The organism is Neorhizobium huautlense (assembly GCF_030811685.1).
GTDB classification, from domain to species: domain Bacteria; phylum Pseudomonadota; class Alphaproteobacteria; order Rhizobiales; family Rhizobiaceae; genus Neorhizobium; species Neorhizobium huautlense_A.
Window position 1 is genome coordinate 237443 of record NZ_JAUSRF010000006.1, and the last position, 26057, is coordinate 263499.

At 60.1% G+C, this 26057-nt stretch carries 29 protein-coding genes, 1 tRNA gene and 1 pseudogene; 16 read left to right on the forward strand and 15 right to left on the reverse strand.

Annotated elements, in window-relative coordinates:
* Nucleotides 1–9: 9 nt before the first annotated feature.
* Nucleotides 10–86 (reverse strand) — tRNA-Arg (locus J2T09_RS11205).
* A gap of 73 nt (nucleotides 87–159) precedes the next feature.
* Nucleotides 160–1323 carry a M20 aminoacylase family protein gene (locus J2T09_RS11210; RefSeq protein WP_306834300.1) on the reverse strand — a complete coding sequence of 388 codons (1164 nt, stop codon included), beginning with the start codon at nucleotides 1321–1323 and terminating at the stop codon, nucleotides 160–162.
* A 208-nt stretch (nucleotides 1324–1531) separates the two neighbouring features.
* On the opposite strand from J2T09_RS11210, the gene J2T09_RS11215 reads away from it, so the two are divergent.
* The gene (locus J2T09_RS11215; protein ID WP_306834541.1) at nucleotides 1532–2584 is read left to right on the forward strand and encodes a D-alanyl-D-alanine carboxypeptidase family protein; all 1053 of its coding nucleotides are present in this window, start codon (nucleotides 1532–1534) and stop codon (nucleotides 2582–2584) included.
* A 46-nt stretch (nucleotides 2585–2630) separates the two neighbouring features.
* Nucleotides 2631–3821, forward strand: a complete 1191-nt coding sequence (locus tag J2T09_RS11220; protein ID WP_306834302.1) for a CobW family GTP-binding protein — start codon at nucleotides 2631–2633, stop codon at nucleotides 3819–3821.
* Between the two features lie 3 nt (nucleotides 3822–3824).
* Here J2T09_RS11220 and J2T09_RS11225 read toward each other — a convergent pair whose 3' ends face one another.
* The 5 genes from J2T09_RS11225 to J2T09_RS11245 all read right to left on the reverse strand — a co-directional run bounded on the left by J2T09_RS11225 (nucleotide 3825) and on the right by J2T09_RS11245 (nucleotide 7732).
* The gene (locus tag J2T09_RS11225) at nucleotides 3825–4073 is read right to left on the reverse strand and encodes a sulfurtransferase TusA family protein (protein ID WP_306834304.1); all 249 of its coding nucleotides are present in this window, start codon (nucleotides 4071–4073) and stop codon (nucleotides 3825–3827) included.
* 7 nt (nucleotides 4074–4080) lie between these two features.
* The gene (locus J2T09_RS11230) at nucleotides 4081–5394 is read right to left on the reverse strand and encodes a L,D-transpeptidase family protein (protein ID WP_306834543.1); all 1314 of its coding nucleotides are present in this window, start codon (nucleotides 5392–5394) and stop codon (nucleotides 4081–4083) included.
* A gap of 193 nt (nucleotides 5395–5587) precedes the next feature.
* Nucleotides 5588–6541 carry an acetyl-CoA carboxylase carboxyltransferase subunit alpha gene (locus J2T09_RS11235; RefSeq protein ID WP_306834306.1) on the reverse strand — a complete coding sequence of 318 codons (954 nt, stop codon included), beginning with the start codon at nucleotides 6539–6541 and terminating at the stop codon, nucleotides 5588–5590.
* Between the two features lie 53 nt (nucleotides 6542–6594).
* The gene (gene xerD / locus J2T09_RS11240) at nucleotides 6595–7545 is read right to left on the reverse strand and encodes a site-specific tyrosine recombinase XerD (protein ID WP_373458423.1); all 951 of its coding nucleotides are present in this window, start codon (nucleotides 7543–7545) and stop codon (nucleotides 6595–6597) included.
* A gap of 16 nt (nucleotides 7546–7561) precedes the next feature.
* Complete coding sequence (locus tag J2T09_RS11245; protein ID WP_306834308.1) at nucleotides 7562–7732, reverse strand: hypothetical protein; 171 nt, start codon at nucleotides 7730–7732, stop codon at nucleotides 7562–7564.
* Nucleotides 7733–7967: 235 nt separating this feature from the next.
* Between J2T09_RS11245 and J2T09_RS11250 the strand changes: the two genes are divergently transcribed.
* From J2T09_RS11250 to J2T09_RS11260, 3 genes and pseudogenes are all read left to right on the forward strand, one after another.
* Nucleotides 7968–8564: a shikimate kinase gene (locus tag J2T09_RS11250; protein WP_306834310.1), complete on the forward strand. Its 597-nt coding sequence runs from the start codon at nucleotides 7968–7970 to the stop codon at nucleotides 8562–8564.
* 23 nt (nucleotides 8565–8587) lie between these two features.
* A complete protein-coding gene (aroB, locus tag J2T09_RS11255) occupies nucleotides 8588–9721 on the forward strand; it encodes a 3-dehydroquinate synthase (protein ID WP_306834312.1) in 1134 nt (377 codons plus the stop codon).
* A gap of 128 nt (nucleotides 9722–9849) precedes the next feature.
* Nucleotides 9850–10596, forward strand: a pseudogene (locus tag J2T09_RS11260) (transporter associated domain-containing protein); the annotation flags it as partial.
* Nucleotides 10597–10614: 18 nt separating this feature from the next.
* On the opposite strand, the gene J2T09_RS11265 reads toward J2T09_RS11260, so the two are convergent.
* Nucleotides 10615–10896 carry a BolA family protein gene (locus J2T09_RS11265; RefSeq protein WP_306834314.1) on the reverse strand — a complete coding sequence of 94 codons (282 nt, stop codon included), beginning with the start codon at nucleotides 10894–10896 and terminating at the stop codon, nucleotides 10615–10617.
* Nucleotides 10897–10999: 103 nt separating this feature from the next.
* On the opposite strand from J2T09_RS11265, the gene J2T09_RS11270 reads away from it, so the two are divergent.
* The 5 genes from J2T09_RS11270 (at nucleotide 11000) to J2T09_RS11290 (ending at nucleotide 16232) form a co-directional block, all read left to right on the forward strand.
* Entirely contained in the window at nucleotides 11000–11626 is a 627-nt protein-coding gene (locus J2T09_RS11270; RefSeq protein ID WP_306834316.1) for a J domain-containing protein, read from the forward strand.
* Nucleotides 11627–11691: 65 nt separating this feature from the next.
* Nucleotides 11692–12684, forward strand: a complete 993-nt coding sequence (gene cobS, locus J2T09_RS11275) for a cobaltochelatase subunit CobS (RefSeq protein WP_306834317.1) — start codon at nucleotides 11692–11694, stop codon at nucleotides 12682–12684.
* Nucleotides 12685–12704: 20 nt separating this feature from the next.
* Nucleotides 12705–14597 (forward strand): cobaltochelatase subunit CobT, encoded by a 1893-nt coding sequence (cobT, locus tag J2T09_RS11280; RefSeq protein WP_306834319.1) that lies wholly within the window; start codon nucleotides 12705–12707, stop codon nucleotides 14595–14597.
* 14 nt (nucleotides 14598–14611) lie between these two features.
* Complete coding sequence (locus J2T09_RS11285) at nucleotides 14612–15619, forward strand: esterase-like activity of phytase family protein (protein ID WP_306834321.1); 1008 nt, start codon at nucleotides 14612–14614, stop codon at nucleotides 15617–15619.
* A 46-nt stretch (nucleotides 15620–15665) separates the two neighbouring features.
* Nucleotides 15666–16232 carry an ATP-binding protein gene (locus J2T09_RS11290; RefSeq protein ID WP_306834547.1) on the forward strand — a complete coding sequence of 189 codons (567 nt, stop codon included), beginning with the start codon at nucleotides 15666–15668 and terminating at the stop codon, nucleotides 16230–16232.
* Here the strand turns inward: J2T09_RS11290 and J2T09_RS11295 are convergent.
* A complete protein-coding gene (locus J2T09_RS11295; protein WP_306834323.1) occupies nucleotides 16219–16854 on the reverse strand; it encodes a queuosine precursor transporter in 636 nt (211 codons plus the stop codon). The two genes, J2T09_RS11290 and J2T09_RS11295, sit on opposite strands and share 14 nt — an antisense overlap.
* Before the next feature lie 104 nt (nucleotides 16855–16958).
* Nucleotides 16959–17249, reverse strand: a complete 291-nt coding sequence (rpmB, locus tag J2T09_RS11300; protein WP_306834325.1) for a 50S ribosomal protein L28 — start codon at nucleotides 17247–17249, stop codon at nucleotides 16959–16961.
* Nucleotides 17250–17485: 236 nt separating this feature from the next.
* Between rpmB and J2T09_RS11305 the strand changes: the two genes are divergently transcribed.
* On the forward strand, nucleotides 17486–18259 hold the full coding sequence (locus J2T09_RS11305; RefSeq protein WP_306834326.1) for a DUF3108 domain-containing protein: 774 nt from the start codon (nucleotides 17486–17488) through the stop codon (nucleotides 18257–18259).
* Nucleotides 18260–18517: 258 nt separating this feature from the next.
* Nucleotides 18518–18643, forward strand: coding sequence for a hypothetical protein (locus J2T09_RS11310; protein WP_306834328.1), 126 nt, complete (start codon nucleotides 18518–18520; stop codon nucleotides 18641–18643).
* 9 nt (nucleotides 18644–18652) lie between these two features.
* Here the strand turns inward: J2T09_RS11310 and J2T09_RS11315 are convergent, their stop codons facing one another.
* Both J2T09_RS11315 and gloB read right to left on the reverse strand, forming a co-directional pair.
* Nucleotides 18653–19084, reverse strand: a complete 432-nt coding sequence (locus J2T09_RS11315; RefSeq protein WP_306834330.1) for a cupin domain-containing protein — start codon at nucleotides 19082–19084, stop codon at nucleotides 18653–18655.
* Nucleotides 19084–19854: a hydroxyacylglutathione hydrolase gene (gloB, locus tag J2T09_RS11320; protein ID WP_306834332.1), complete on the reverse strand. Its 771-nt coding sequence runs from the start codon at nucleotides 19852–19854 to the stop codon at nucleotides 19084–19086. The genes J2T09_RS11315 and gloB overlap by 1 nt, the downstream gene beginning before the upstream one ends.
* 88 nt (nucleotides 19855–19942) lie before the next feature.
* Between gloB and J2T09_RS11325 the strand changes: the two genes are divergently transcribed.
* From J2T09_RS11325 to J2T09_RS11335, 3 genes are all read left to right on the forward strand, one after another.
* Complete coding sequence (locus J2T09_RS11325; RefSeq protein ID WP_306834334.1) at nucleotides 19943–20686, forward strand: class I SAM-dependent methyltransferase; 744 nt, start codon at nucleotides 19943–19945, stop codon at nucleotides 20684–20686.
* Between the two features lie 94 nt (nucleotides 20687–20780).
* Nucleotides 20781–21890 (forward strand): histidinol-phosphate transaminase, encoded by a 1110-nt coding sequence (gene hisC / locus J2T09_RS11330; RefSeq protein WP_306834335.1) that lies wholly within the window; start codon nucleotides 20781–20783, stop codon nucleotides 21888–21890.
* Entirely contained in the window at nucleotides 21887–22816 is a 930-nt protein-coding gene (locus tag J2T09_RS11335; RefSeq protein ID WP_306834337.1) for a prephenate/arogenate dehydrogenase family protein, read from the forward strand. Before hisC ends, J2T09_RS11335 begins: the two co-directional genes overlap by 4 nt.
* Here J2T09_RS11335 and J2T09_RS11340 read toward each other — a convergent pair whose 3' ends face one another.
* A complete protein-coding gene (locus tag J2T09_RS11340) occupies nucleotides 22817–23818 on the reverse strand; it encodes a DUF2125 domain-containing protein (protein WP_306834338.1) in 1002 nt (333 codons plus the stop codon).
* A 45-nt stretch (nucleotides 23819–23863) separates the two neighbouring features.
* On the opposite strand from J2T09_RS11340, the gene J2T09_RS11345 reads away from it, so the two are divergent.
* Nucleotides 23864–24415, forward strand: a complete 552-nt coding sequence (locus J2T09_RS11345; RefSeq protein ID WP_306834339.1) for a gamma-glutamylcyclotransferase — start codon at nucleotides 23864–23866, stop codon at nucleotides 24413–24415.
* Here J2T09_RS11345 and J2T09_RS11350 read toward each other — a convergent pair whose 3' ends face one another.
* Both J2T09_RS11350 and J2T09_RS11355 read right to left on the reverse strand, forming a co-directional pair.
* Nucleotides 24416–25207 (reverse strand): lysophospholipid acyltransferase family protein, encoded by a 792-nt coding sequence (locus tag J2T09_RS11350; RefSeq protein WP_306834340.1) that lies wholly within the window; start codon nucleotides 25205–25207, stop codon nucleotides 24416–24418. It abuts the gene before it with no gap.
* Nucleotides 25208–25297: 90 nt separating this feature from the next.
* Nucleotides 25298–26026: a YdcF family protein gene (locus tag J2T09_RS11355; RefSeq protein ID WP_306834342.1), complete on the reverse strand. Its 729-nt coding sequence runs from the start codon at nucleotides 26024–26026 to the stop codon at nucleotides 25298–25300.
* Nucleotides 26027–26057: the final 31 nt, after the last annotated feature.

The window sequence follows — 26057 nt, forward strand, 5'->3', positions numbered from 1 at the left end:
AAAGAGGAATGGTGATCCCGACTGGATTCGAACCAGTGGCCTCGAGATTAGGAATCTCGCGCTCTATCCTACTGAGCTACGGGACCACACAAGGTCATCCATACAAAAGGCCGGGCCGCAAGCCAAGCCCCTTTTATGGTGCAGGCGTCACATGTGTTCTCAGCCGGTCAAACGTTGTTCCGCCAGTTTTGCCCAGAAGGAAACGCCGTGGGCAATTGCCTCGTCGTTGAAGTCATAGGCCGGGTTGTGCAGGCCGGCGCTGTCACCGTTGCCGATGAAGATGAAGGCGCCGGGGCGGGCGTTCAGCATGAAGGAAAAATCCTCGCCGGCCATCATCGGGCCGGTATCGGTATCAACATTGTTCGGGCCGGCAATAGCAGTCGCTGCATCGGCTGCGTAAAGCGTTTCGGCATCATGGTTGATCGTTACCGGGCAGGCGCGCTCGTAGTCGAACGTCGACGTCGCGCCATGGGCGGCTGCGATGGTTTCCACCAGCTGGCGCAGGCGTTCCTCGGTGAAATCGCGCACTGCTTCATCGAGCGTGCGCACCGTGCCTTCCAGTTCCGCCGTCTCGGGGATGATATTGTGGGTCGTGCCGGCCTGGAAACGCGTGACCGAAACGACGACCGAGCGCAGCGGATTGATGTTGCGGGATGCGATCAGCTGCAGATTGCTGACGATCTGCGCGCCGATGGCGATCGGATCGACCGTGTTGTGCGGTTCGGCAGCGTGGCCGCCACGGCCGGTAATGGTGATGGAAAACTTGTCCGGTGCGCCCATGATGGCGCCCTTGCGGATGGCGAACTGGCCAAGCGGAATGCCTGGTCGATTGTGCATGCCATAGACTTCCTGAATGTCGAACCGCTCCATCATGCCGTCCTTGACCATGGCCTCGGCGCCGCGCCCGCCTTCTTCGGCCGGCTGGAAGATGACGGCCAGCGTGCCGCTGAAATTGCGCGTCTCGGCCAAGTATTTGGCAGCACCCAAAAGCATGGCGGTGTGGCCGTCATGGCCGCAGGCATGCATTTTTCCCGGCGTTCTGGATGCCCATTCGGCGCCGGTGATCTCGGTCAGCGGCAATGCATCCATGTCGGCGCGAAAACCGATCGTGCGGCTGCCGGGGTTTTTGCCGCGAATGATGCCGACCACGCCGGTGCGGCCGATGCCCGTCACCACCTCGTCGACGCCGAATTCCTTCAGCTTTTCCGTCACGAAACCGGCGGTATGCTCGACCTCGTAGAGAATGCCGGGATTTTCATGGATATGGCGGCGCCAGCCGGTTACTTCATCCTGCATTTCGGCGGCTCTGTTCAAGATCGGCATCCGGTATCCATTTCGCTTGTCTGCACGGTATGTGGTGTTCGGCTCCATATTGCGCTGCGGAATTGACGGAATCAACGATCTTTGCCATTGCTAGGCCATAGTGGTCGAATAACGGCCATGCTCGTCACGCTCAGGATTGTACGAGGACGACCCCTTGCATAAATCGAAGACTATTTTGCCGCTCGTTTCGAAATCGATCGGTGCCCTGATGGCTTTTTCGGTGTTTTCCGCCGGTTTCGCATCGGTGGCCGAGGCCAATCCGAAAATGGTGGTCGATGTGCGCACCGGCCGGGTGATCAGTCACACGGAAGCGTTTCGCAAGTGGTATCCGGCATCGCTGACCAAGCTGATGACGGCCTATGTCACCTTCCGTGCCATCAAGGGCGGGCGACTGAGCCTCGACAGCGTCGTGACGATGAGCAAGCGGGCGGCCGACCAGCCGGCCAGCAAGATGTATTTCAAGCCGGGCACGCGCCTGACGCTGGACAATGCGCTGAAGATGACGCTGGTGAAATCCGCCAATGATGTCGCTGTCGCGGTGGCCGAAACCGTCGGTGGTTCGCACGAGCAGTTCGTGGCGATGATGAATTCCGAAGCGGCCCGGCTCGGCATGAATTCGACACGCTTCATCAATCCGCATGGCCTGCCCGGCAAGGGGCAATATACGACCGCGCGTGATCTTGCGATCCTGACGGTTCAATTGAAGCGGGAGTTTCCGGAATTTGCCGGTTATTTCTCGATCGAGGGTATCGACGTCGGCAAGAAACAATATGCCAATTTCAACATGCTGATCGGCCGTTTCGATGGTGCCGACGGCATGAAGACCGGCTTTATCTGTGCCTCCGGTTTCAACCAGATCGGTTCGGCCACCCGTAACGGGCGCTCGGTCGTCACGGTCGTGCTCGGCTCGGATAGCCTTGCCGGTCGCGCCGATGACACCGCCAACCTGCTGCAGGCGGGGCTGACCGCCGGTGCGAACGAAGGTGTACCGCTTGGCCGTCTGGCGCCTTATGGCGATACGGTCGCCGTCAACGATATCAGCGCCGAAATCTGTAACCCCAAGGCGGCAAAGATGCGCAGCGAAACGCGCGACGATGCCGGCCGCATGATTACCCATTCACCCTATATCCGCGAGCTGTCGCACCCGATCGTCTATACCTCCGCCGCACCCATGGCGGGCGTGGAAGCGGTTGCTTCGACCACGGGCGCCGGCCAGTTCGCCAACGTGCCGATCCCGATCCCGCGTCCGAGCACTTTCTGATCGCGGCGATCTGGTTCCGCCAAAAGCAGGCCAGAAAGTACAGACCATGTCCATCCTGCGCGACCGTATTCCGGTTTCGATCCTCACCGGTTTTCTCGGTGCCGGCAAATCGACCTTGCTCAACCGTATCCTGAAAGATCCGGCGACCAAGGATACGGCGGTTATCATCAACGAGTTCGGTGAGGTGGGGATCGACAATCTGCTCGTCGAATCCTCAGGTGATACCTTGCTGCAGCTGTCCAATGGCTGCCTGTGCTGCACCATTCGCGGCGAGCTGGTGGACACGCTGGCGACGCTGATCGATCAGGTGCAGACGAAAAAGCTGCAGCCGATCCGCCGCGTGGTGATCGAAACGACCGGCCTTGCCGATCCGGCGCCGGTCATGCAGGCGGTGATGGGCAATCCGGTCATCGCCCAGAATTTTGAGTTGGATGGCGTGATTACCGTGGTCGATGCCGTCAATGGCCTGTCCACGCTCGACCGTCATCCGGAAGGTGTGAAGCAGGCGGCGGTGGCCGACCGGCTGATAATTTCGAAACAGGGCATGGCGGAAGCCGATACGCTGGCGGCGTTGAAGGCGCGACTTGCTACACTTAATCCGCGCGCGCCGGTGATCGATGGTGACAGCGCCGAGGCCGGCACGGCCATGATCCTTGCCAATGGTCTCTATGATCCGGACACCAAGATCGCCGATGTAAGCCGCTGGCTGCGCGACGAGATGGCGGCGGACGCACATGATCATAGCCATCATGATCATCATGATGGCCACCATCACCACGACCATGATCACCATGGGCATGACCATGGACATTCCCATCACGACCATGGTCATCACCACCATCATGATGTGAACCGCCATGGCGATGACATTCGCTCCTTCTCGATGATCCACGACCAGCCGATCTCGCCCATGGCGATCGAGATGTTCGTGGACCTCATGCGCTCGGCGCATGGCGAAAAGCTTTTGCGTATGAAGGCAATCGTGGCGCTCAGCGACAATCCTGATCGCCCGCTGGTGCTGCATGGCGTGCAGAGCATCTTTCACCGGCCGGAACGTCTGGCGAAATGGCCGGAGGGCAGCGATCGTCGCACGCGCATGGTGCTGATCACGCAGGGCATGCCGGAAGCCTTCGTGAAGGACCTGTTTGCCGCCTTTACCGGTGAGCCGCGTGTGGATCGGCCTGATCGCGCGGCGCTGGAGGACAATCCGCTTGCCGTGCCCGGCCTGAAACTCTGAGGCTCAGGCCACAGGTCCCTTACGGATCAGAAAACGGTGACCGTCCGTCGTTTTTTCAGATGACAGGACGGTATGCCCGTCTTCCCGGCAGAAATGCGGGATGTCGATGCCGGCGAGCGGGTCGCTGGTCTCGATGAGAAGATCATCGCCCGAATGCATGTCCTTCAGGCGCCGGCGCGTTTTCAGCACCGGCAGCGGACATTTGAGGCCTCTGAGATCATAAACTGCGGCTGTGTCGCTGGTGTCGCCCATCGGGCAACTACCAGAGCTTCCAGAACGGCTTCTTTTCTTCCGGCTGGGGTGCCGGTGCATAGGCAAGCGGGTTCTGCGCCGGAACAGGGATGGCACCGGTGGAAGTCGAACCGTCGCGGTCGGTCTTGGTCGCGACATTGGTCTGCGCCGTGTCGGCAGCCGCCGGTGCGCCGCGGCGCTTCTGGGCTTCGGCTTCCATCACCGCAGCGGCGCTGGTGCGTGGCTGGGCAGCCTGAGCGCCTGCGGTGCCATTGGCGGGAGCGGAGGCAACAACAGGGCCTGCCGGCTTAGAGCCGGATCCCATGCGCGAGGCCATCATCTTTTCGAATTCGGACTGCTTCATCAGCTTGCCGGCTTCGAGCGAGGTGCCGGTCGGCGCAAATGCCAGTTCGCGGCCCTTACGCTTGTCGGCGACAACGGCCTTGCGCTCGGCTTCGCTCGGCTCGTACCAGACCATGCCGTCGAGCTTGTTCACGGCCTTGGTGTAGGCGAGATCGTAGTTCTTTTCGTAAGAAGCGAGTGCGACGTTCAGCGCCGGAGGCGTCGACATGGTCGGGCAGGCGCCACCTGCATTGAAGCCGCCGCTGGCCTGCTGGTTGAAGACGTATTTCTTCTCGCAGACATTCACTTCTGGCGGACGCTTGGTGACTTCGAAATTGTCGTAACCGACCTTCAGCATCTTCCAGAATTCGAAATGTTCGCTGCCACGATGGCGGGCCATGTTTTCCGCCGTCATGCGGAAGGGGAACGCCTGCATCTGCACGGAGGTCTGGCCGCCCTTGAAGGCGTCGCGGGCAAAACCGTAGATTTCGAGGATCTGTTCGTCGGTCATCGAATAACAGCCGGACGACGAACAGGCGCCATGGATCATCAGGTTCGAACCGGTGCGCGCATTGGCGGCGTCATAACGGTTCGGGAAGCCGGTATTGATGGCGAGGTAATATTTGGAATTCGGGTTCAGGTGCGCAGGCGTCAGGCCGTAAAAGCCTTCGGGTGCCTGGCGGTCGCCTTCCTTCACCTTGGGGCCGAGTTTGCCGGACCAGGCGCAGATCTGGTAGCTGGTCAGCTTGTCGAAGCGGTTGTCGGCCTTCGCCTTCCAGATCTCCAGCACGCCTTCTTCCTTGAAGATGCGGATCATGATCGGCGAGGTGCGCGGCATGTCCTTCTTCTGCATCTCGGCGACGATGCGCGAGGACAGAGGCTGCTCGACCTTGTTCTTGACCTTGGAAATATCGATGCTCGACGCTGAATCCAGCGTGTCATTGCAGCCGGTCAAAACCGTGCCGACGAGAAGGGCGAGGGCGATGTGTTTCAGGCGCATCACGGACAACCACGTATTGCTGACGATACGAATGAAGCAAGCGGAGGCAAGCTTCGCATCCATTCTCAATAGAATGGTAATCTTTACATCTTCTTAACCGCATACGACGATGCCGGCCGCAAATCAAGCGACCGGCATGGTCTAGCATAGCAATGTGACTGTCAATGCGGCGGTTTTCCGGCCGCATCGACTTTTAAAGATTGCGGCCGATCGCCAAAAATTTCTGGCGACGGGCATTGCGCACTTCTTCACCCGACAGCTGGCCGAGCTCGGCGAGTGCCTTTTCGATGACATTGCCGGCGGCGTTGATGACGGTTTCCGGTTCACGATGGGCGCCGCCCAGCGGCTCCGCAATGATCTCGTCGATGACGCCAAGGCCCTTGAGGTCTTCGGCGGTGATCTTCATGTTGGTCGCTGCTTCGCGGGCGCGAGTGCTGTCGCGCCACAGGATCGAGGCTGCACCTTCCGGCGAAATGACCGAATAGATCGAATGCTCGAGCATGTAGACCTTGTTGCCGGTAGCGATCGCGATCGCGCCGCCGGAACCGCCTTCACCGATGACGATAGAAACCATCGGCACTTTCAGGCCAAGGCACATTTCCGTCGAGCGGGCGATTGCTTCCGCCTGGCCGCGCTCTTCGGCGCCAACGCCGGGATAGGCACCGGCCGTGTCGATCAACGAGACGACCGGCAGGCCAAAACGGTCGGCCATTTCCATGACGCGCATGGCCTTGCGATACCCTTCCGGCCGGGCGCTGCCGAAATTGTGCTTGATGCGGGTCTTGGTGTCGTGACCCTTTTCCTGGCCGATCAGCGCGACCGGCTGGCCGCGGAAACGGGCAAGGCCTGCCTGAATGGCGGCGTCTTCACCAAACGTGCGGTCGCCGGCGAGCGGCGTAAATTCGGTGAACAGGCTTGCCGCGTAATCGACGAAGTGCGGGCGCTGCGGGTGGCGCGCAACCTGCGTCTTCTGCCAGGCGGTGAGTTTTGAATAGATATCCTGGATCGCTTCGCGAACCCGGATTTCGAGGCGCCCGATCTCGTCCGAGGTATCGATGCTCTCGTCTTCGGTTGCGAGCTTTTTCAGCTCGTGGATCTTGCCTTCGAGATCCGCAATGGGTTTTTCGAAATCGAGATAAGTCTGCATAAGAACCATTTTCCGATCTTGCTGGCTGATGGCTGGCCGCGCGTTTGACCGCTCTAATCCCGGTTTTTGGCCTGTTTTGCAAGAGGGTGATGCGTTTCCACCAGTTCACGAAGCCTTTCTTCCAGAACATGTGTGTATATCTGCGTGGTGGAAATGTCTGAATGGCCAAGCAGTTCCTGCACCACACGCAGGTCTGCGCCATTGGCCAGAAGATGGCTGGCAAAGGCGTGACGCAGCACGTGTGGAGAGATCGCCGATGCCGGTAATCCAGCCCGGATGGCCAGATCCTTCAGGTCGCGGGCAAACACCTGGCGGGGCAAAAAACCGTCCTTGCCGGAAGAGGGGAAAAGCCACGGGCTTTCTTCCGTCTGTTCCTTCCGGCGTGCGGCTTCTGTTTTCGATTCACCATAAATCCGCATCGCCTCGATGGCGGCGCGCGACAGCGGCACCAGTCTTTCCTTGTTGCCCTTGCCCTTGATCATCAGGAAGCGGCCCTGCTGATCGAGCACGCGCGCCGGCAGGGAAACGAGCTCGCTGACACGCATGCCCGTCGCATAAAGAAGCTCCAGCAGCGCCAGCATGCGCTGCCGTGACAACTGCCCGGGTGCTGGATCTGCCGCTTCGCTTGCCGCCTGTGCGAGCAGCTTGCCGACATGATCCTCGCTCAAGGTCTTCGGCAGCGAGCGGCCCTTCTTGGGGGCATCGAGAATGGAAGTCGGATCGTCGCCGCGCAGGCCTTCGGCGTAGAGAAACTTGTAGAATTGCCGCATGGAAGACAGGCGTCGCGCCTGCGACGATGTGGCAAAACCCTGGCGGCCGAGATGGGCGAGATAAGCGGAGAGGTCGGCGCTCTGAGCGAGCACCAGCGTCTGCTTCTTGCCGAGAAATTCGCGCAGGTCGGTCAGGTCGCGTTCATAGGATAAGAGCGTGTTGGCGGCGGCTCCGCGCTCCGCGCTCATCATTTCCAGAAAAGCTTCCAGTTGTGCGCCAGACAAATCCATCACGTCCGGTCCATTTCGTTCAAGGTCTTGCCGGGGCGGTCGGGGCCGGTGGGTTCAGGCGTTCGGAAGGTACGCGCACGGTCACGTCGCGCTCCTTCGGTTCCACCAGCAGAACCAGCGCCATCATGCTTCCGTAGATCACCCCTGCGATGACGGCCAGGATGAAGAGAAACCGGAAGAGTGTGGGCATGCGGGGCTCCGTTTGATTGGCCCCTTTATGAGCAAAGCCTTCTCTCAGTGCAAGCCGGCTTTCGCTGACATTCGGGTACCCGGCCTGCGGTTTTCCGTTCGCGTTGCAGGTCTGCTTCGCATCACTGTCCAGAAGCGTCGGTTGCATCTTTCGAGGGTGACAAGCCTTGACGCTGCCGGTGCATTTGTCGATAGGGTTTTCTATGGAAGACCCCAAGGAACAGGCTTACCCGGCAATGACCGATCTTGTTATGCCCGAGGCACTCACCGCAGCGCCGTCGCTGAGCGACAGGGCGCGCGAGGCACTGGGTGGCCGCAACCTGATCTTCGTGGGGCTGATGGGCGCGGGCAAGTCGGCGATCGGCCGTCTGGTGGCGCAGCAGCTTTCGCTGCCGTTCGTCGATACCGATGCCGAAATCGAAAAGGTTTCGCGCATGACGATTTCCGAACTTTTTGCCACCTATGGCGAAACGGAATTTCGTGCGCTTGAAGCGCGGGTGATGGAGCGGCTTTTGCATCAGTCGCAGCGCGTTGTTTCTACCGGTGGCGGCGCCTTCATCAACGAGCAGACACGTGGGCATATCAAGGATGGCGGGTTGTCGATCTGGCTGCGCGCCGATCTTGATCTTTTGTGGGAGCGCGTGCGCAAGCGCGATACGCGGCCATTGCTGAAGACCGAAAACCCCAAGCAGACGCTGGAAAACCTGATGAACCAGCGTTACCCGATCTATGCGGAAGCCGAGTTGACGGTCGAATCGGCGGATGTCCGCAAGGAAACCATGGCGCATAATGTACTGGCTGCGATTGCGGGGCTTTCCGCCCGCGGCCAGTAATCCAGCAGTGGAAAGTGATTGAAATGACGACGTCCTCTTCGCAAGCGACTGAGAAACTGGTGCATGTTCCGCTCGGTGACCGCGCCTACGATATTCTCATCGGCCCCGGCCTGATCGGGCGTGCGGGCGGAGAAATCACCAGCCGCATCAAGGGCCGCAAGGTCGCCATCGTCACCGACGAGAACGTTGCGCCGCTTTATCTTGAAGCTTTGACGGATGCCTTGCAGACCGACGGTATCGAGGTTGCCTCGCTGACGCTGCCGGCTGGCGAAAAGACCAAGAGCCTCGATCATCTGGCTGCCGTCTGCGACATGGCGCTGGCAGCCAGGATCGAGCGAAACGATGCGATCATCGCGCTGGGTGGCGGCGTGATCGGCGATCTCGCCGGTTTTGCCGCCGGCATCGTGCGCCGTGGCGTGCGTTTCGTGCAGATCCCGACCTCGCTCCTCTCTCAGGTCGATAGTTCCGTCGGTGGCAAGACCGGCGTCAATTCCCGCCACGGCAAGAACCTGCTCGGCGTCTTCCATCAGCCGGATCTGGTTCTGGCCGATACCGATACGCTCAACACGCTGAGCGAACGCGAATTCCGCGCCGGTTATGCTGAAGTTGCGAAATACGGACTGATCGACAAGCCTGACTTTTTCGAATGGCTGGAAAAGAACTGGAAAGATGTGTTTTCCGGCGGTCCGGCCCGTGCCGAGGCGATTGCCATCAGCTGTCAGGCGAAGTCGGATGTCGTCGTCGAGGACGAATTCGAAAACGGCCGCCGGGCGCTGCTCAATCTTGGCCACACATTTGGCCACGCGCTGGAAGCCGCGACGCAATATGACAGCAGCCGCCTTGTGCATGGCGAAGGTGTCGCCATCGGCATGGCGCTTGCTTACCGGTTTTCCGCCCGTCTCAATCTGGCAAGCCCGGATGATGCCGAGCGTGTCGAGGCGCATTTGCAGGCCGTCGGCCTGCCGACCCGTATCAGCGACATTCCGGGTGAAGTCCTGCCGGTCGAGCGCCTGATGGAAGCGATCGCACAGGACAAGAAGGTCAAGAGCGGCAAGCTCACCTTCATTCTCACGCGCGGCATCGGCCAGTCTTATGTCGCTGATGATGTGGCGGCGTCGGAAGTCCTGACATTCCTGGAGTTGCAAAAGGCACGATGACGTCGAAGAAGGGGTTCTGGTCACGCTTCGTCAATGCTCTTGTGCGCGGCACGCTGCGCGCGACGGGCACGACGCCGACCCCTTCGACGCTGAAACTGGCCTCGCATGATGATTTGCACGAAGCCCTCGATGAGGTGCATCGTGAAGGTGATTTCGACAGAGAGGACCGCGATCGCCTGAGCGGTCTGTTCGATCTGGAAGAGCTCGAAGTCTCCGACGTGATGGTGCACCGCATGGCGATGCGCGCCGTCAATGCTGCCGATCCGCCGGAACAGATCGTCCGCACCGTGCTGGAAAGCCCCTATACCCGCATGCCGGTCTGGCGTGGTTCGACGGAAAACATCGTCGGCGTCATTCATGCCAAGGATCTGTTGCGGGCTCTGTCCGAGCCGGATGTGCGGCCGGAAACGGTCGATATCGTCAAGGTCGCCCAAAAGCCGTGGTTCGTCCCGGATACGACCAGCCTCAAGGATCAGCTCAACGCCTTCCTGCGCCGCAAGGTGCATATGGCCGTGGTGGTCGATGAATATGGCGAGATGCAGGGCATCGTCACGCTGGAAGACATCATCGAGGAAATCGTCGGCGATATTGCTGATGAGCACGATCCGTCACTGCAGGGTGTGCGGCAGGATGCCGATGGTTCGATCATCGTTGATGGCTCGGTGTCGATCCGCGATCTCAATCGTGCGTTGGGCTGGAGCCTGCCCGATACGGAGGCGACGACGATTGCCGGCCTCGTCATCCACGAATCGAAACTGATCCCGGAAGAGCGGCAGGCTTTCACCTTTTACGAAAAGCGTTTCATCGTGCTGAAGCGCGAAAAGAATCGCATCACCCGTCTGCGTATCCGGCCGGCGGTCGCGCCAATACCGTAATTAGCGCTCGCGCGATTGTTACCAGCGGGTCGGCTCGCCCGGTGCTGATGCTTCGACAGAAAGCGCATGCACACCGGCTTGAAGTTCGGCCTTCAGGATATCATTTATGATCCGGTGCCGCTCGACACGGCTCTTTCCCTCGAACGCTTTCGAAACGATGCGCACCCGCATATGGGTGCCGCCTTCGCCGTTGAAATGTGGCTGATGACCGGCGTGCTGGTGGCTTTCATCGATCACGTCCATCCGCTCCGGTTGCAGGGCGTGTGTGAGGCTCGCCTCGATGCGGGCTTTTGTGGTCATGACATTGCTCCGAAGCAGCGGGAAAGGGCACTCCAGAAACCAGCAGCAAAGGGAATTGTCAATTCTTGTTCTCACCCTTTGTGCAGCCCATAATGTGCGTCTGATGAACCTAGATTCTAAATATTTCGACCGTATCCGGACGCGCCGGAACCGCAAGCAGGAGGAGCCCGCGCAGGCACCGACCTGCCAATGGGATGGGTGCGACAAGCCGGGCGCCCACCGTGCCCCCGTCGGCCGCAATGCCGAAGGGCAGTTCTTCCTGTTCTGCTTCGAACACGTGAAGGACTATAACAAGGGCTACAATTATTTCTCCGGCCTGTCCGACAGCGAGATCGCCCGTTACCAGAAGGAAGCGATCACCGGTCATCGCCCGACCTGGTCGGTTGGTGTCAACAAGGACGTCAAGGACGCGCCTTTGCACGCGACCGTGCGTTCCGGCAGCGCCGCCAGTCATAACCGCGTCAAGGATCCGTTCGGTTTCGTGCGCGAGGGGCGTGCCGGCGGTGGCCCGCGTTTCCCGCAGGAACGCAAGCTGAAGACGCTGGAGCAGAAGGCTTTCGACACGATGGAGCTGACCGCAGGCGCAACGTCTGAGGATATCAAGCGTCGTTACAAGGAGCTCGTCAAGAAGCATCACCCCGATGCCAATGGCGGCGACCGGGGATCGGAAGAACGTTTTCGCGCGGTAATTCAAGCATATCAGTTGTTGAAACAGTCTGGTTTCTGCTAAGCCGTAACGAACAGGATGCAGCAAGGATTGCTGCCGGGCTACGGACCGTCCGGCATGGAGTGGTGATGAGCAAAATTGATCTTGATATTTCCAATCTTCCCGACACGACCGTTTCCGTAAGAGACGTTTTCGGCATCGATACCGACCTGAAGGTTCCGGCCTACAGCAACGGCGATCCTTACGTTCCGGATCTCGATCCCGACTATCTTTTCGATCGCGACACCACGCTCGCCATCCTCGCCGGTTTTGCCCATAACCGCCGCGTCATGGTTTCCGGTTTTCACGGCACCGGCAAGTCGACCCATATCGAACAGGTCGCTGCCCGCCTCAACTGGCCCTGCGTGCGCGTCAACCTCGATAGCCATGTCAGCCGTATCGATCTCGTCGGCAAGGACGCCATCGTCCTGAAAGACGGCAAGCAGATCACCGAATTCAAGGACGGCATCCTGCCCTGGGCCTACCAGCGCAATGTCGCTCTCGTTTTCGACGAATACGATGCCGGCCGCCCGGACGTGATGTTCGTCATCCAGCGCGTGCTGGAGAGCTCCGGCCGCCTGACGCTTCTCGACCAGAGCCGCGTCATTCGTCCTCATCCCGCTTTCCGCCTGTTTGCGACCGCCAATACGGTTGGTCTGGGCGATACGACGGGCCTTTACCACGGCACGCAGCAGATCAATCAGGCGCAGATGGACCGCTGGTCGATCGTCACCACGCTGAACTACCTGCCGCATGAAAAGGAAGTCGATATCGTTGCCGCCAAGGTCAAATCCTTCGGCAAGACGGCTGAAGGCCGCGAGACGGTTTCCAAGATGGTCCGCATCGCCGACATGACCCGTTCGGCCTTCATCAACGGAGACCTGTCGACCGTGATGAGCCCGCGTACGGTCATCACCTGGGCGGAAAATGCCGAAATCTTCGGTGATGTCGCCTTCGCCTTCCGTGTCACCTTCCTCAACAAGTGCGACGAACTGGAACGCACGCTGGTGGCCGAACAGTACCAGCGCGCTTTCGGTGTCGAGCTGAAGGAAAGCGCCGCCAACATCGTTCTCGGGGCTTAAAGAGCGCGGGAGCAGCAAGCATGGCAGGTCGCGGAGACAATTCGAAGCCCAAGGCAGGCGGTCCGGTCGATACCGAGCCGTTGCGCCGGGCGATTACCGGATGCGTGCGTTCGGTTGCCGGAAATGGCGAGGTAGAGGTCACCTTCGCCAACGAGCGCCCCGGCATGGCCGGCGAACGCATTCGCCTGCCGGAAATCTCGAAACGTCCGACTGCCCATGAGCTGGCGGTCACCCGCGGCCTTGGCGACTCAATGGCGCTCAGGCTCGCCTGCCACGATACCAATGTTCATGCGACGATGGCGCCGCAAGGTTCGGATGCCCGCGCCATTTTCGATGCCGTCGAGCAGGCGCGCGTCGAATCCATCGGTTCGCTGCGCATGGCCGGCATGGCGCAAAATATCGGCAGCATGAATGCCGAAAAATATGCCAAGGCGAATTTCTCCGGTATCGAGCGTCAGGATGATGCGCCGATCGCTGAAGCTGTTGCCATGCTGGTGCGCGAAAAGCTGACGGGTCAGACGCCGCCGGAGAGCGCCGGCAAGGTGCTGGATCTGTGGCGCCCGTTCATCGAACAAAACGCGTCTGCCGATCTCGATAACCTCAAGGATGCGATCGAGGACCAGCAGGCATTTGCAAAACTCATCCGCCATATGCTGTCCTCCATGCAGATGGCCGAGGATTACGGCGACGACGAGAGCGAGCCGGAAGAACTCGAAAACCAGAGCGACGGAGACCAGGGCCAGAGCAACGAGACCGAAAACGAAGAGGTCGAGGAAGAGGCGGGATCCGACGCGGCGCCGGCCGAACAGAGCCAGGCTGCCGAAGACGAGATGGACGACGGCGAGATGGACGGCGCCGAAATCTCCGATGACGACATGTCGGAAGAGAGCGATGAACATTCCGAGACGCCCGGCGAGACCAAGCGCCCCAACAGCCCGTTCGACGATTTCAACGAGAAGGTCGATTACAAGATCTTCACCAAGGAATTCGACGAGGAAATCACCGCAGAAGAGCTTTGCGACGAGGCCGAGCTCGATCGCCTGCGCGCTTTCCTCGACAAGCAGCTGGCGCATCTGCAGAGCGCCGTCGGCCGTCTGGCCAACCGTCTGCAGCGCCGTTTGATGGCGCAGCAGAACCGTTCCTGGGATTTCGATCTGGAAGAGGGTTATCTCGATCCGGCCCGTCTCGTGCGCCTGGTCATCGATCCGATGCAGCCGCTGTCCTTCAAGAAGGAACGTGACACGAAATTCCGCGATACGGTCGTGTCTCTCGTCATCGACAATTCCGGCTCCATGCGTGGTCGCCCGATCACCGTTGCCGCATCGTGCGCCGATATTCTCGCCCGCACACTGGAACGCTCCGGCGTCAAGGTCGAGATTCTGGGCTTCACCACGAAGGCCTGGAAGGGCGGACAGTCGCGTGAGCAGTGGCTTGCCAGCGGCAAGCCGTCGACGCCCGGCCGTCTCAACGATCTGCGTCATATCATCTACAAGTCTGCCGATGCGCCGTGGCGCCGTTCGCGCCGCAATCTCGGCCTGATGATGCGTGAAGGCCTGCTCAAAGAAAATATCGACGGCGAAGCACTGATGTGGGCCCATAACCGTCTGATCAATCGCCGTGAGCAGCGCAAGATCCTGATGATGATTTCGGATGGCGCGCCGGTCGATGATTCGACGCTGTCGGTCAATCCCGGCAATTATCTGGAACGGCACCTGCGCGCCGTCATCGAACAGATCGAAACACGCTCGCCGGTCGAATTGCTGGCCATCGGTATCGGTCACGACGTCACGCGTTATTACCGCAAGGCTGTCACCATTGTGGATGCCGACGAGTTGGCTGGCGCCATGACCGAACAGCTTGCTTCGCTGTTCGAAGAAAATACGGGCACCGGCCGCGGCCGTCGCGCGGGTTGAGAGCCTACCCGCGTATGCGCCACAAGTCTTCCGGTCTTCGCATCTCGGTCGTTGCGGCCATGCTGATGATGCTCGCTCCGCTGTCTTCGATGGCGGCGGAGGTCGATGCACCGATAGAAGCGCGTGCCTTTCGTGAATTCAAGGCAGGCAATCCCGCCACGAGATTCGGCGCGCTCGAGTTTGTCGGCGGCATCGAATATACATCCAGCAACGATCTTCTCGGTGGCGTGTCCGGTATTCGTTTCCGGCCGGATGGGAAAAGCTTTGTGGCCGTGCTCGATACCGGCCACTGGATGACCGGCGCGATCGAACGGGATGGGCAGGGGCATCTGTCGGGCATGCGTGATGTCCGCATCCGGCCCATGGTTGATGCCAGTGGCCGTGAACCGCGTTCCAAGGGCGATATCGATGCCGAGGGCGTGACGCTTCGGGATGGCGAAGTGATCGTCAGTTTCGAGCGCCGCCACCGCGTGGATGTCTATCCCGATCCCGGTTTCGAAACGTCCCGTCCGAAAAGGACGCTGAATTTTCTTATTCCGCTTCGGGAATTGCGTGCCAATGGCGGGTTGGAAACCGTGGTTGCCGCTCCCGAAACCAGTCCGCTTTCCGGTGCCATTGTTGTCGTTGCGGAAAAGAGCGTCGATGACGAGGGCAATTTTTACGCCGCCATCCTCGACGGGCCGCGCAAGGGCCAGTTCAAGGTGAAGCGGCACGATCCTTTCGACATCACCGATGGCGCCTTTCTGCCGGACGGAGACCTGCTTTTGCTGGAACGGTCTTTCAGCCTGCTGGGCGGCGTCGGCATGCGTATTCGCCGGATTGATGGCGACAGCCTGAAGCCGGGCGCGCTGGTGGATGGAGACATGCTGATCGAGGCCGATCTCGGCCAGCAGATCGACAATATGGAAGGTATCGATGTGGTGGCCGGGCCGGATGGCGTGCCGCATCTGATCGTCGTGTCGGATGACAATCATTCCATTTTTCAGCGTAACCTGATGCTGGAGTTCCGGTTGAACCCTTGAGGTCGCTTCTCTATCGTCCGCTGTTGACGGTCTGGAGGAGAGGATGATGGTTCGTATTCATGTCATGGGTGCATCCGGTTCCGGCACGACCTCACTCGGGATCGCGCTGGCGGAGAAGCTCGGCATTCCGCATCTCGATTCCGACGATTTCTACTGGATGCCCACCGATCCGCCCTATACGACGCCGCGCGAGATCGGGCCGCGTATCGCCATGCTGGAGGAGCAGGCGCAGCCGGAACGCGGCTGGGTGCTGACCGGGTCGGCGCTCAAATGGGGCATGTCCATTGAGCCGCTGTATCAGCTGATCGTGTTTTTGAGGCTGGATCCAGCCGTCCGCATGGCGCGCATCCGCAAGCGGGAGGCCGAGCGCTATGGCGCGCGCATCTCAGCCGGTGGCGATATGGCGCAAAAGAGCCAGGCTTTTCTGGAATGGGCAGAAAGTTATGATGTGGCGGGGCCTGGGCAGCGCAGTCTTGCTGCCCATGAGGCCTGGCTTGAGACGCAGACGGCGCCGGTGTTGCGGCTCAATTCGATGAATTCGGTGACGGAGCTGGCCGAGGCTGTGCTCCGTCATCCGGTTGTTCAGGCAGGCGTTGCTCTCAGCGGGCGGTAACCTGCGGCATCGGCTTCAACACGTTCATCAGTGCGCCATAGGGCAGCAGCAGAACGACGCCGACCACGATCTTGACCACGAGGTCACCCAGCGCCCAGGAGATCCAGCGTGGCGCTTCCGTTGCCATGACGCCGAGGATCGGGGCCTGGGCTGCGGCAAACTCGAGGTTCGGGCCGATGAAGGCGAATACCGAGGCGAAGGCGATCGAAAAGAACAGGACGGTGTCGATCACCGTGCCGATCATCGAAGCGGCCAAAGGTGCTTTCCACCAGCTTTTGCGGCGCAATTCGTTGAACACCGAGATATCCAGCAGCTGGCCAATCAGGAAGGCCGTGCCGGAGGCGATGGCGATGCGCGGCTCGGACAGCCAGAAGGACAGGGCGACACCGACGATAAAGCCGACATAAACGATGCGGCGGGCCGTGGCCGGGCCGAACTGGCGGTTGGCAAGGTCGGTAACGAGGAAGGCGACCGGATAGGTGAATGCGCCCCAGGTCAGAAGATCGCCGAGGGCGATGCCGAAGAGCACTCCCGTCAGGTGAAACTGGACGAGAATGTTGGAGGCAACCACGATGGCGGCCATGACGAGGGCATAGATGAGGGTATGACGTTGCGTCAGCATTTTTTTATCCTGGGAGATGCCACCAGTTGGAATAAAGCAAAGGAAAAGGCTTGTGCGAAAACGCCCAAGCCTTCACCTAAACCGATGATGTAAAACGTTGAAGCTTAAGCGGCTTCAGCGGTCTTCTTGACGATCTGGCGACGCAGCAGACGGGCGCGCATCGACAGTTCGGATTCGTCAGCCTTGACGAGGAATGCATCGAGGCCACCGCGGTGCTCTACAGAGCGCAGGGCGTGAGCCGAAACGCGCAGACGGAAACGCTGGCCGAGAGCGTCGGAGATCAGAGTGACCTGGCAGAGGTTCGGCAGGAACCGACGACGGGTCTTGTTGTTGGCATGGCTGACGTTGTTGCCGGTCATTACGCCCTTGCCGGTCAGTTCGCATACACGAGACATGGCATTCACCTTTATTTTCTTCTGCAATCGGAGGCTCATACGGACAATGCCCGTCACGCCGATCCAACTGGTCCTGATTGGAAAGTTGCGGTTCTATAGTCAGTGGGGCCGCGCGCGTCAAGCCAAACCTTCAACCGAATCGGGATAATCCCGACTCAGGCTGCTTGCGTCGCTATTTTCTTGCCATAGTGGCACGTCTATATGACGTCAACATTTCTTAAGGTCAGGACTGGTTCATGGTCGCCAAGGTTTCCGCCGCATTCGCCACCATCGTCATTGCGTTCGCGGGCGCTCCGCCCGCCGGTGCGGCCGAAATCCGCCATACGAGTGAGTACAGCGTCTCGCTTGGCATCCTGCCGGTGGCACGCATGTCCTTTGCCAGTGCATTCGACGATAACTCCTATACGATCAACGGGCGCTTCAGTTCTGCCGGCATCGTTGATGTGATCGCGAAAACCTCCGCCGAAACGACGGTCAAAGGGTCCGTACGCCGCGACCGGCTGCAGGCCAATTCCTATTCGCTGGTCTACAGGACCAAAAAGAAAACGCAGACCTATGACGTCCAGTATCGCAACGGCAATGTCGTTTCGACAACGGTGAAACCGGAGCCGAAGGCGCGGCCGAAAAGCTGGATTCCGATCAGCGATGGTGATCTGCGATCCGTTCTCGATCCGCTGTCCGGCATGATTTTTCCAGCCGATGCCAAAGTCTGCCCCAACAAGCTGCCGATTTATGACGGCGAGTCCCGCCTCGATCTGGTGCTGACGGCCAAGGGCACGGAAAAATTCTCCACGAGCGGCTTCAAGGGTGACGCGATCGTCTGCTCGATCCGATACGTGCCGAAGTCCGGTTATCGGAAAGGTCGTACGGATATCGAATATCTGAAGACGGTGTCGATGGAAGTCTGGTTCGCCAAGGCGGAGGGGGCCAATGTGTATGCGCCGGTTTACGCCTATATCCCGACGCGGATGGGCCCGCTTTATGTGAAGGCGACGAAATACGGCGGGTGAGGTTGATTGCAGTCCGGCTTGGGGGCGTTGGGAAATGTCGGTCATTCACAATGAGCAGACAAAATATATCGCCAACGCGTTTGATCGGGCGTCGACATCCTGCCTGACTGTCGGTGTGTTCGCGCCGATCGCGGCTGCCTTTTATGCGCCGGCAGGATCAATGGCGAGCGCATTGCCGCTGGTGGCTGTGGGCGCATGTTGGCTTTTTGCTGCGTCCATATTACATTTGTCGGGCAAGTACACGTTACGAGGTCTGCTATGACTGGTTTGCAGATTTACGCATTCATTGTGTTGCCGCTTGCCATCGCCGCAGGCGGCTGGACCTACGCCTATCTGTGGGTCCGTCACAGCGAACGAAAAAAGCGCGAACGTTCCGGCGAATAGGACGGTCCGCTAAGGTTGACTCGGCTGCCAATCCGGCGGCGCCGTTTCGAAACTTGCGAAATCAAAGCCCGGCGCCACCGTGCAGCCGACAAGCGTGAAGGCGCCGAGCGGTTCCGCCGATTGCCAGGCATCCGCAGGCACCACGGCTTGCGGTCTTTGACCTGCCACGAGATCGGTGCCGAGCGTTACACTTTCCACTTCATGACCATCGGTCGAGATTTTCAGCATCAGCGGGTCGCCGGCGTAAAAGTGCCAGACTTCGGCGGCATCGCGCACGCGGTGCCAATGCGAGCGCTCTCCCGCTTGCAGCAGATAATAGATCGCCGTCGAGTGCCCGCGCGGCGCGCCATGGTCATCTCGAAAGGTTTCGACATACCATCCGCCTTCCGGATGTTTCTGCATGCCGAGCGTGGCAATGATCTCTTCCGCGCTGCCGGTCATCAGAAATTGTCCTTGCGCTTGCGGATCTCGGCAAACACTTCCTCGTTGGTCTTGCCTTCCATGATCAGATTGCGGCGGATCGACGGGTCGGTGGCGCGCAGGAAGGGATTGGTTTCCTTCTCCAGCCCCATCATGGTCGGGATGGTGAAGCGGCCTTCGGCGCGCATCTCCTCGATCTGTGTTGCGCGGCGTTTCAGGGCCTCGTTGTCCGGGTCGATGCTCAGCGCAAAACGCGCGTTGGACAGCGTGTATTCGTGGCCGAAATAGATGGCGGTTTCATCCGGCAGCACGGCCAGTTTCTGCAGCGAATGCCACATGTCGGCAGCCGGGCGCTCGAACAGGCGGCCGCAGCCGAGTGCAAACAGCGTATCGGCGGCAAACAGGATCTTGTCGTCGGGAAAATGAAAGCAAATGTGGCCGGCGGTGTGCCCCGGCGTTTCGATTACCCGCACCGGATGTTCACCGAACAGGAATTCGTCGCCATCCTCGACGCTGCGATCAAGGCCGGGAATGGCGACGGCTTCGTTGATCGGACCGATGATTTCCAGGCCGAAACGCGCCTTCAACGCCAGATTGGCTTCCACGTGGTCGGTATGGTGGTGGGTCGTGAAAATGTGGCTGATGCTCCAGCCGCGCCGTTCAGCCGCGTCCACGATCGGCTTTTCTTCCGGTGCATCGATGGAGGCGGTCAGGCCCGTCTCGGGATCATGGACGAGGACGCCGTAATTGTCGGTCCGACACGAAAAGACTTCGATCTCCAGGGATTTCATCAGTCTGCCCTACTTGTTTGAATGCTTGTTTGAACAATGTAGAGATTGGTTCCTTGAAGTCCAACAGCCGTTTGATAGCAAAATTGCCATGCACGCCGATATCGTAGACCTCCGCGAATTTTATCAGACGCCGCTCGGCCGCGTGGCCGAACAGTCGATCGCCATGGCGCTATCGTCTCTCTGGGCGCGGTTGCCGGAGGAGCGGCTGGTGGGGCTGGGATATGCGGTTCCCTATCTCGATCGTTTCCGCAAGGATACCGAACGCACCTTCGCCTTCATGCCGGCGGGGCAGGGGGCGGTGAACTGGCCGCCCGGCGAGCTTTCCTCCACGGCGCTCGTGTTCGATGAAGAGCTGCCGCTGCCGGATTCCTCTATCGACCGTTTTCTGATGGTGCATTCGCTGGAGTTTGCCGAAAATCCGCGAGAGAGCCTGAAGGAAATCTGGCGCGTTCTGGCGCCCGGCGGTCGGCTTGTGATCGTTGTGCCGAACCGTCGCGGCGTGTGGGCGCGCATGGAGCATACGCCCTTCGGTTCCGGTCGACCCTATTCGCGCAGCCAGCTCACCTCGCTTCTGCGGGAAAGCAATTTTACACCATCGGCGAGCGCCGAGGCTCTCTTCTTTCCGCCTTCAAAATTGCGGTTTCTCCTGAAGCTGCGGCACCTCTTCGAGCAGGGCGGGCGGCGTTTCTGGCCGGTCTTTTCAGGCGTGATCGTGGTAGAGGCGCAGAAGCGGCTGTATCAGGGCCTGCCGGTGGCTGCGCGCGCATCGCGCCGTGTCTTCGTGCCGGTTCTGTCGCCGCAGGGCGTGCCAAGCACCCGTAGTCGCGACTGACGATCTTCCACTCGACAAGACGGCGCTTCCGTTTTATTGCCTCAGGGCAATCTTTCGCCGGCTTTTCCGGCGTATTCCCTGGAAGGTCTGTCTGATGAGCACCGAGATGATGAAGCCCGTTCCGCGCCCGGGTATCCTGGATATTGCCGCCTATGTGCCCGGCAAGGATCATGCGGAAGGTGTGGCTCGCGTCTACAAGCTCTCGTCCAACGAAACGCCGCATGGTCCCAGCCCCAAGGCGATCGAGGCTTTTCGCGAGGCTGCCGGCAATCTCGAGCTTTACCCGGACGGCCAGGCGCATGATCTGCGCGAGGCGATTGCCTCGATCTATGGCCTGAATGCCGCAAATCTTCTCTGCGGCAATGGTTCCGATGAACTGCTCGGCTTGCTCTGCCACGTCTATCTCGGCGCCGGCGATGAGGCGATCATCACCGAGCACGGTTTCCTCGTTTACAAGATCCAGATCATGGGCGCCGGTGCCACGCCGGTGACCGTGCCGGAGAAAGACTACACAGTTGACGTCGATGCGATCCTCGCTGCCGTCACGCCGAAGACAAAACTCGTCTTCATTGCCAATCCGGGCAACCCGACAGGTACCTATGTGCCGGTTGCGGATATCCGCCGGCTGCAGGCAGGGCTGCCGAAAAACGTCATTCTGGTTCTCGATGCGGCCTATGCGGAATATGTTCGCAAGAACGATTACGAGGCCGGTATCGAACTCGTCTCGTCCAACAGCAATGTCGTCATGTGCCGCACCTTCTCCAAGGTCTATGGTCTGGCGGCTTTGCGCATCGGCTGGATGTATGGCCCGCTCGAAATCGTCGATGCGATGAACCGTGTGCGCGGGCCGTTCAACCTCAATGCGCCTGCAATCGCTGCCGGTGCTGCCGCCATGCGCGACCAGGCCTTTATCGGCAATGCCGTCGAATACAACAAGCTGTGGCTCGACAAGCTGACCCATGCCTTCGAGACGATCGGTCTCAAGGTCACGCCTTCCGTCACTAATTTCATCCTGATCCATTTCCCGGATGTTGATGGCAAGCGCGCGCCGGATGCGGATGCGTTTCTCACCAGCCGCGGTTACATCCTGCGCATGGTCAAAGGCTACGGTCTGCCGAATGCGCTGCGCATGACCGTCGGTCCGGAAGAAGCAAACCGCGGCGTCATCGAAACACTCGGTGAGTTCATGGCGAAAAGCGTATGACCGATCCGCAGTTCAATCGTATTGCCCTGATCGGTATCGGCCTGATCGGCTCTTCCATCGCCCGTGATGTGAAGGCGCTGGGGCTGGCCAATGAGGTGGTGATTTCCTCGCGCAGCACTGAGACATTGAAGCGTGCGGAAGAGCTGGAGCTCGGCACGCATTACGTTTCTTCCGCTGCCGAAGCGGTGAAGGATGCCGATCTGGTTATCGTCTCCGTTCCGGTCGGTTCGTCCGGTGCGGTTGCCGAGCAGATCGCGCCGAATCTCAAGCCGGGCGCGATCCTGACCGATGTCGGTTCGACCAAGGCTTCGGTGATCGCCCAGATGGCACCGTTCGTGCCCGCGGGTGTGCATTTCATTCCCGGCCACCCGCTGGCGGGTACGGAAAAATCCGGCCCGGATGCCGGTTTTGCGGGCCTGTTCCGTGATCGCTGGTGCATCTTCACGCCGCTGCCGGAAACGGATGCGCAGGCGCTGGACAGGCTCAAGGCGTTCTGGATCGCTCTCGGTTCGCGCGTTGATGACATGGATCCGCAGCATCACGACAAGGTGCTGGCCATCGTCTCGCACCTGCCGCATATCATCGCCTACAACATCGTTGGCACAGCCGATGATCTGGAGACGGTGACGGAATCGGAAGTGATCAAATATTCGGCCTCCGGTTTCCGCGATTTCACCCGTCTGGCGGCGTCCGATCCGACCATGTGGCGCGATATCTGCCTGCACAACAAGGATGCGATCCTCGAAATGCTGGCGCGGTTTTCGGAAGATCTCGCCTATCTGCAGCGGGCGATCCGCTGGGGTGAGGGCGACAAGCTGTTCGAGCTTTTCACCCGCACCCGTGATGTTCGCCGGTCGATCATTCAGGCCGGCCAGGACGTGGATGCGCCCGACTTCGGACGCCACGCGCTGGATCAGAAGAAGTAATCAGATCGGCGGAATTTCACCGATTGCGATGAAGCCGCCGACCAGAACCTTGCCGTTCTTGATCGTGAAATCGATCGAGGCGCGATCACCGCCGCCAAGAGCGGAAAGCATGTTGGTGGCGTTGTTCAGCATCGGCCCGATGCCCGGAATGATGGTTTCCAGGCTCTGCTTCCAGGCTTCCAGCTTTTCCACCCGAAGCTTCATCTTGCCGTTCAGGCGGCCGTCGGCCGTAAAGCTGAACGGGCCCGACAGGCTGATCAGCCGGCCTTCGCCGAGGTCGGCGGAAAGATTGCGGATTTCGCCTTCGGCACCATAAAGCGAGACATTGCGGTCACTGCCGTCGATCAGCCCGGCCTTGCCGGTCAGCGTCACATCGGCGCTTGTGGTCAGTGCCGGCAGGCCTTGCGGCAGGTTGCCACCCGTCAGGCTGGCATTGGTCACCGTCATGGCCGCATCGAGATCGGCGCCGTTCTGGCGCAGATGCATTTCGGTCTCGCCGGCTGCAAAGTTGAAGGTCTGGCCGGTGGCTGACGACACGATTGCCGATTGCAATGCGCTGATGACCGTGGAAGAGCGCTCGACGCCGCGTCCCTTGGCCGTCAGGCTGGAGACCATGCTTTCCCACTCAGAGGAAATGCTCAGGCCATGGCTGGTGCGGATTTCCGACGGGCCATCCAGTTCCCAAACGACATGTTGCGGCGCATAGACCTGTGCTGCCGAGCGCAGGCTGCCGAAGGCGGCTGATACGCCATTGTTGCGGTCATCGACCGATACCTTGGAGCAGAACAGGCCGATGCGGAACGGATAACCGCGATATTCGGCATCGGTGCATTCGGCGATGACGCCGGCCTTTTCCTGGCTGCCGAGCAGGGTAAAGGTGCGTTCCTTCAGAAGCGATGCCGCATAAAACCAGCCGCCCGTATAAACGCCGATCACCAGAACGATGAGGGCTGCCAGGAACCAAATCTTGCCGCTGACGCTCCGCCGGCTTGACGCTGCCATGATGTTCTCCAATGGTGCTTCGATTGCAGAGGTGTGGCGTCGGATATGGACGAATTTTGGGTGTTTGGCTACGGTTCCTTGATGTGGAATCCGGGCTTTGAGTATGAAGAGCGACTGGCGGCGCGCGCATTCGGATACCGGCGGTCGCTGTGCGTGCGGTCCTTCGTGCATCGCGGAACGCCCGAAAATCCGGGGCTTGTGCTGGGGCTTGATCGTGGCGGTTCCTGCCGCGGAGTGGCCTTCAAGGTGCGCGGAGAACTGCGCGAGCCGGTCATGGCTTATCTGCATGAACGCGAACTTGTGACGAAGGTTTATCTGGAGCGCATGCTGCCGCTGATGCTGGCGGACGGGCGCCAGACAAGAGCGGTCGGTTATGTCGTCGATCGCGCCCACCAGCAATATGCCGGCGCGCTGGACGTCGAAGAGGCCTCACGCATCGTGCACGCCTCCACCGGCCAGTCCGGTCCCAACGATGCCTATGTGCTCAACACGCTGAGTCATCTGCGCGAAATGGGCATTCGCGATCTCTGGCTCGAAGGCGTCGGCAATCGGGTGCAGGCATTGCAGCGGCAGGATGCCGTCGCGATCCGTTCTTGATCAGGAAACGGTTTGCGCCTGCAGTTCCGCCAGGCGCTTCACGGCAGTCGGCGGCAGAGGCAGGTGCGGGTTGTCGATCGCGGTCTGGATCAGCAGCTCGTCGCTTGCCTGTTCCAGCGTGGCGATCAGGTGGGTGAAGAAGGCGTCCGGCTCCATGCCCGGCTGGATCGGCGGCAGGATCTTTACCTTGAAGCGGCCGGGATATTTGACCAGCTTGCGGCGGCCCCAGAACAGGCCCCAATGGGCAACGATCGGCACGACCGGAACCTGGATGTCGCGGTAGATGCGGGCAATGCCATAGCGATAGTCGGGTGTATCGCCCGGTGCGCGGCGGGTGCCTTCGGGATAGATGATCAGCTGGCGGCCGGCATCCATTTCTTCCTTGGTGCGCTTCATCACCTCGACCATGACCTTACCACGGGCGCCGCGATTGACCGGGATCATGCGCTGCTTGGCGACATACCAGCCGAATAGCGGGATCCACATCAGCTCACGCTTGAGGATATAGACCGGGTCGCGCTGATAGGGCAGAAGCGCAAACGTATCCCAGGCCGATTGGTGTTTGGGCGCAAAGATGCAGCCGCCTTCGGGAATGTTTTCCGTTCCCTCGATCTCGAATTTGGCGCCGACGATCTTTTCCATCAGCCAGTTCGAAGACGAGGCCCATCCTTTCGGGATGAAAAAGGCCTTCTTGCGCGGCAGCAGAAAGTAGATCGGCGTGAACACGACCATCCGGGTGATGATGTTGACGTAAAATGCGGTGTTGAACAGGATCGAACGCAAGAGCAGCATGAAGCATTTCCGGATGGTGGGTGTGCGGTGCGTACACGATATCGGCGAAGGAGGAAAGCGCGCTGTCGGTTCGCAGGTTCGGCGAAGGGGTTATTTGCCTTTCGGCGCCTCACCGTCCGCGTCGGTCCGCAGGCCGCTGCCCTGATACATGCCGGCCCAGTCCCGCAGCATGGCGGCGGCCATCTTGCCGTATTCGGCAAGCATGATGCGCATCGCATCCGGATCGGTGAACCAGGCTTTTCGCGCCAGATCGGAATTGATCACCGGGTAGGGGATGAATTCCGTTTCCACATCCCGTCGGCGCAGTTCATGCAGGCTGCGCAGCATGTGGTAATTGCTGGTCACCACCAGAACCGAGCGATAGCCGTGATCGTGGATCCAGCGGATGATCTCGTTGGCATTGCCGATCGTGTCGATGGCGTCGTAACCGATGTCGACACAGCACGAAAACAGGTCGGCGGAAACCTGGGTGGTCTTGCGGATCTGGTTCGGTGTGGCGGATGGGTGCGCGCCTGATATCAGCAGCCGTTTGCCGGCGCCGTCACGCAACAGGCCGGCGGCCTGATCGATACGCTGGTAACCGCCGGTCAGCACCACGATCGCGTCGGCCTTCACCCCGTCGGGTTCCTTGAGCGAGGTTACCTCGTTGGCAAACCACAAAAAACCACCGCAGAACACGGCAATGACGACGAGACAGCAGAAGATCACCCAGCGTCCGAACCGACGTAGCGGGCTGGTGCGTGACAGCCAGCCGCTGCGTTTCCGGCGTTCCGGCTGGCGCTGCGGTTCCTGCTCGTTGCTGGTCATCCCGGGTGTCATGCTCTGTCCTTAGCCCGAGATTCGCGGCAAG

Bases quoted from the DNA above. Each gene is read 5' to 3' on its own strand.
- J2T09_RS11210 (WP_306834300.1), bottom strand. From the start codon at position 1,323: ATGCCGATCTTGAACAGAGCCGCCGAAATGCAGGATGAAGTAACCGGC.
- J2T09_RS11215 (WP_306834541.1), top strand. From the start codon at position 1,532: ATGGCTTTTTCGGTGTTTTCCGCCGGTTTCGCATCGGTGGCCGAGGCC.
- J2T09_RS11220 (WP_306834302.1), top strand. From the start codon at position 2,631: ATGTCCATCCTGCGCGACCGTATTCCGGTTTCGATCCTCACCGGTTTT.
- J2T09_RS11225 (WP_306834304.1), bottom strand. From the start codon at position 4,073: ATGGGCGACACCAGCGACACAGCCGCAGTTTATGATCTCAGAGGCCTC.
- J2T09_RS11230 (WP_306834543.1), bottom strand. From the start codon at position 5,394: ATGCGCCTGAAACACATCGCCCTCGCCCTTCTCGTCGGCACGGTTTTG.
- J2T09_RS11235 (WP_306834306.1), bottom strand. From the start codon at position 6,541: ATGCAGACTTATCTCGATTTCGAAAAACCCATTGCGGATCTCGAAGGC.
- J2T09_RS11245 (WP_306834308.1), bottom strand. From the start codon at position 7,732: ATGCCCACACTCTTCCGGTTTCTCTTCATCCTGGCCGTCATCGCAGGG.
- J2T09_RS11250 (WP_306834310.1), top strand. From the start codon at position 7,968: ATGACCGATCTTGTTATGCCCGAGGCACTCACCGCAGCGCCGTCGCTG.
- aroB (WP_306834312.1), top strand. From the start codon at position 8,588: ATGACGACGTCCTCTTCGCAAGCGACTGAGAAACTGGTGCATGTTCCG.
- J2T09_RS11265 (WP_306834314.1), bottom strand. From the start codon at position 10,896: ATGACCACAAAAGCCCGCATCGAGGCGAGCCTCACACACGCCCTGCAA.
- J2T09_RS11270 (WP_306834316.1), top strand. From the start codon at position 11,000: ATGAACCTAGATTCTAAATATTTCGACCGTATCCGGACGCGCCGGAAC.
- cobS (WP_306834317.1), top strand. From the start codon at position 11,692: ATGAGCAAAATTGATCTTGATATTTCCAATCTTCCCGACACGACCGTT.
- cobT (WP_306834319.1), top strand. From the start codon at position 12,705: ATGGCAGGTCGCGGAGACAATTCGAAGCCCAAGGCAGGCGGTCCGGTC.
- J2T09_RS11285 (WP_306834321.1), top strand. From the start codon at position 14,612: ATGCGCCACAAGTCTTCCGGTCTTCGCATCTCGGTCGTTGCGGCCATG.
- J2T09_RS11290 (WP_306834547.1), top strand. From the start codon at position 15,666: ATGGTTCGTATTCATGTCATGGGTGCATCCGGTTCCGGCACGACCTCA.
- J2T09_RS11295 (WP_306834323.1), bottom strand. From the start codon at position 16,854: ATGCTGACGCAACGTCATACCCTCATCTATGCCCTCGTCATGGCCGCC.
- rpmB (WP_306834325.1), bottom strand. From the start codon at position 17,249: ATGTCTCGTGTATGCGAACTGACCGGCAAGGGCGTAATGACCGGCAAC.
- J2T09_RS11305 (WP_306834326.1), top strand. From the start codon at position 17,486: ATGGTCGCCAAGGTTTCCGCCGCATTCGCCACCATCGTCATTGCGTTC.
- J2T09_RS11310 (WP_306834328.1), top strand. From the start codon at position 18,518: ATGACTGGTTTGCAGATTTACGCATTCATTGTGTTGCCGCTTGCCATC.
- J2T09_RS11315 (WP_306834330.1), bottom strand. From the start codon at position 19,084: ATGACCGGCAGCGCGGAAGAGATCATTGCCACGCTCGGCATGCAGAAA.
- gloB (WP_306834332.1), bottom strand. From the start codon at position 19,854: ATGAAATCCCTGGAGATCGAAGTCTTTTCGTGTCGGACCGACAATTAC.
- J2T09_RS11325 (WP_306834334.1), top strand. From the start codon at position 19,943: ATGCACGCCGATATCGTAGACCTCCGCGAATTTTATCAGACGCCGCTC.
- hisC (WP_306834335.1), top strand. From the start codon at position 20,781: ATGAGCACCGAGATGATGAAGCCCGTTCCGCGCCCGGGTATCCTGGAT.
- J2T09_RS11335 (WP_306834337.1), top strand. From the start codon at position 21,887: ATGACCGATCCGCAGTTCAATCGTATTGCCCTGATCGGTATCGGCCTG.
- J2T09_RS11340 (WP_306834338.1), bottom strand. From the start codon at position 23,818: ATGGCAGCGTCAAGCCGGCGGAGCGTCAGCGGCAAGATTTGGTTCCTG.
- J2T09_RS11345 (WP_306834339.1), top strand. From the start codon at position 23,864: ATGGACGAATTTTGGGTGTTTGGCTACGGTTCCTTGATGTGGAATCCG.
- J2T09_RS11350 (WP_306834340.1), bottom strand. From the start codon at position 25,207: ATGCTGCTCTTGCGTTCGATCCTGTTCAACACCGCATTTTACGTCAAC.
- J2T09_RS11355 (WP_306834342.1), bottom strand. From the start codon at position 26,026: ATGACACCCGGGATGACCAGCAACGAGCAGGAACCGCAGCGCCAGCCG.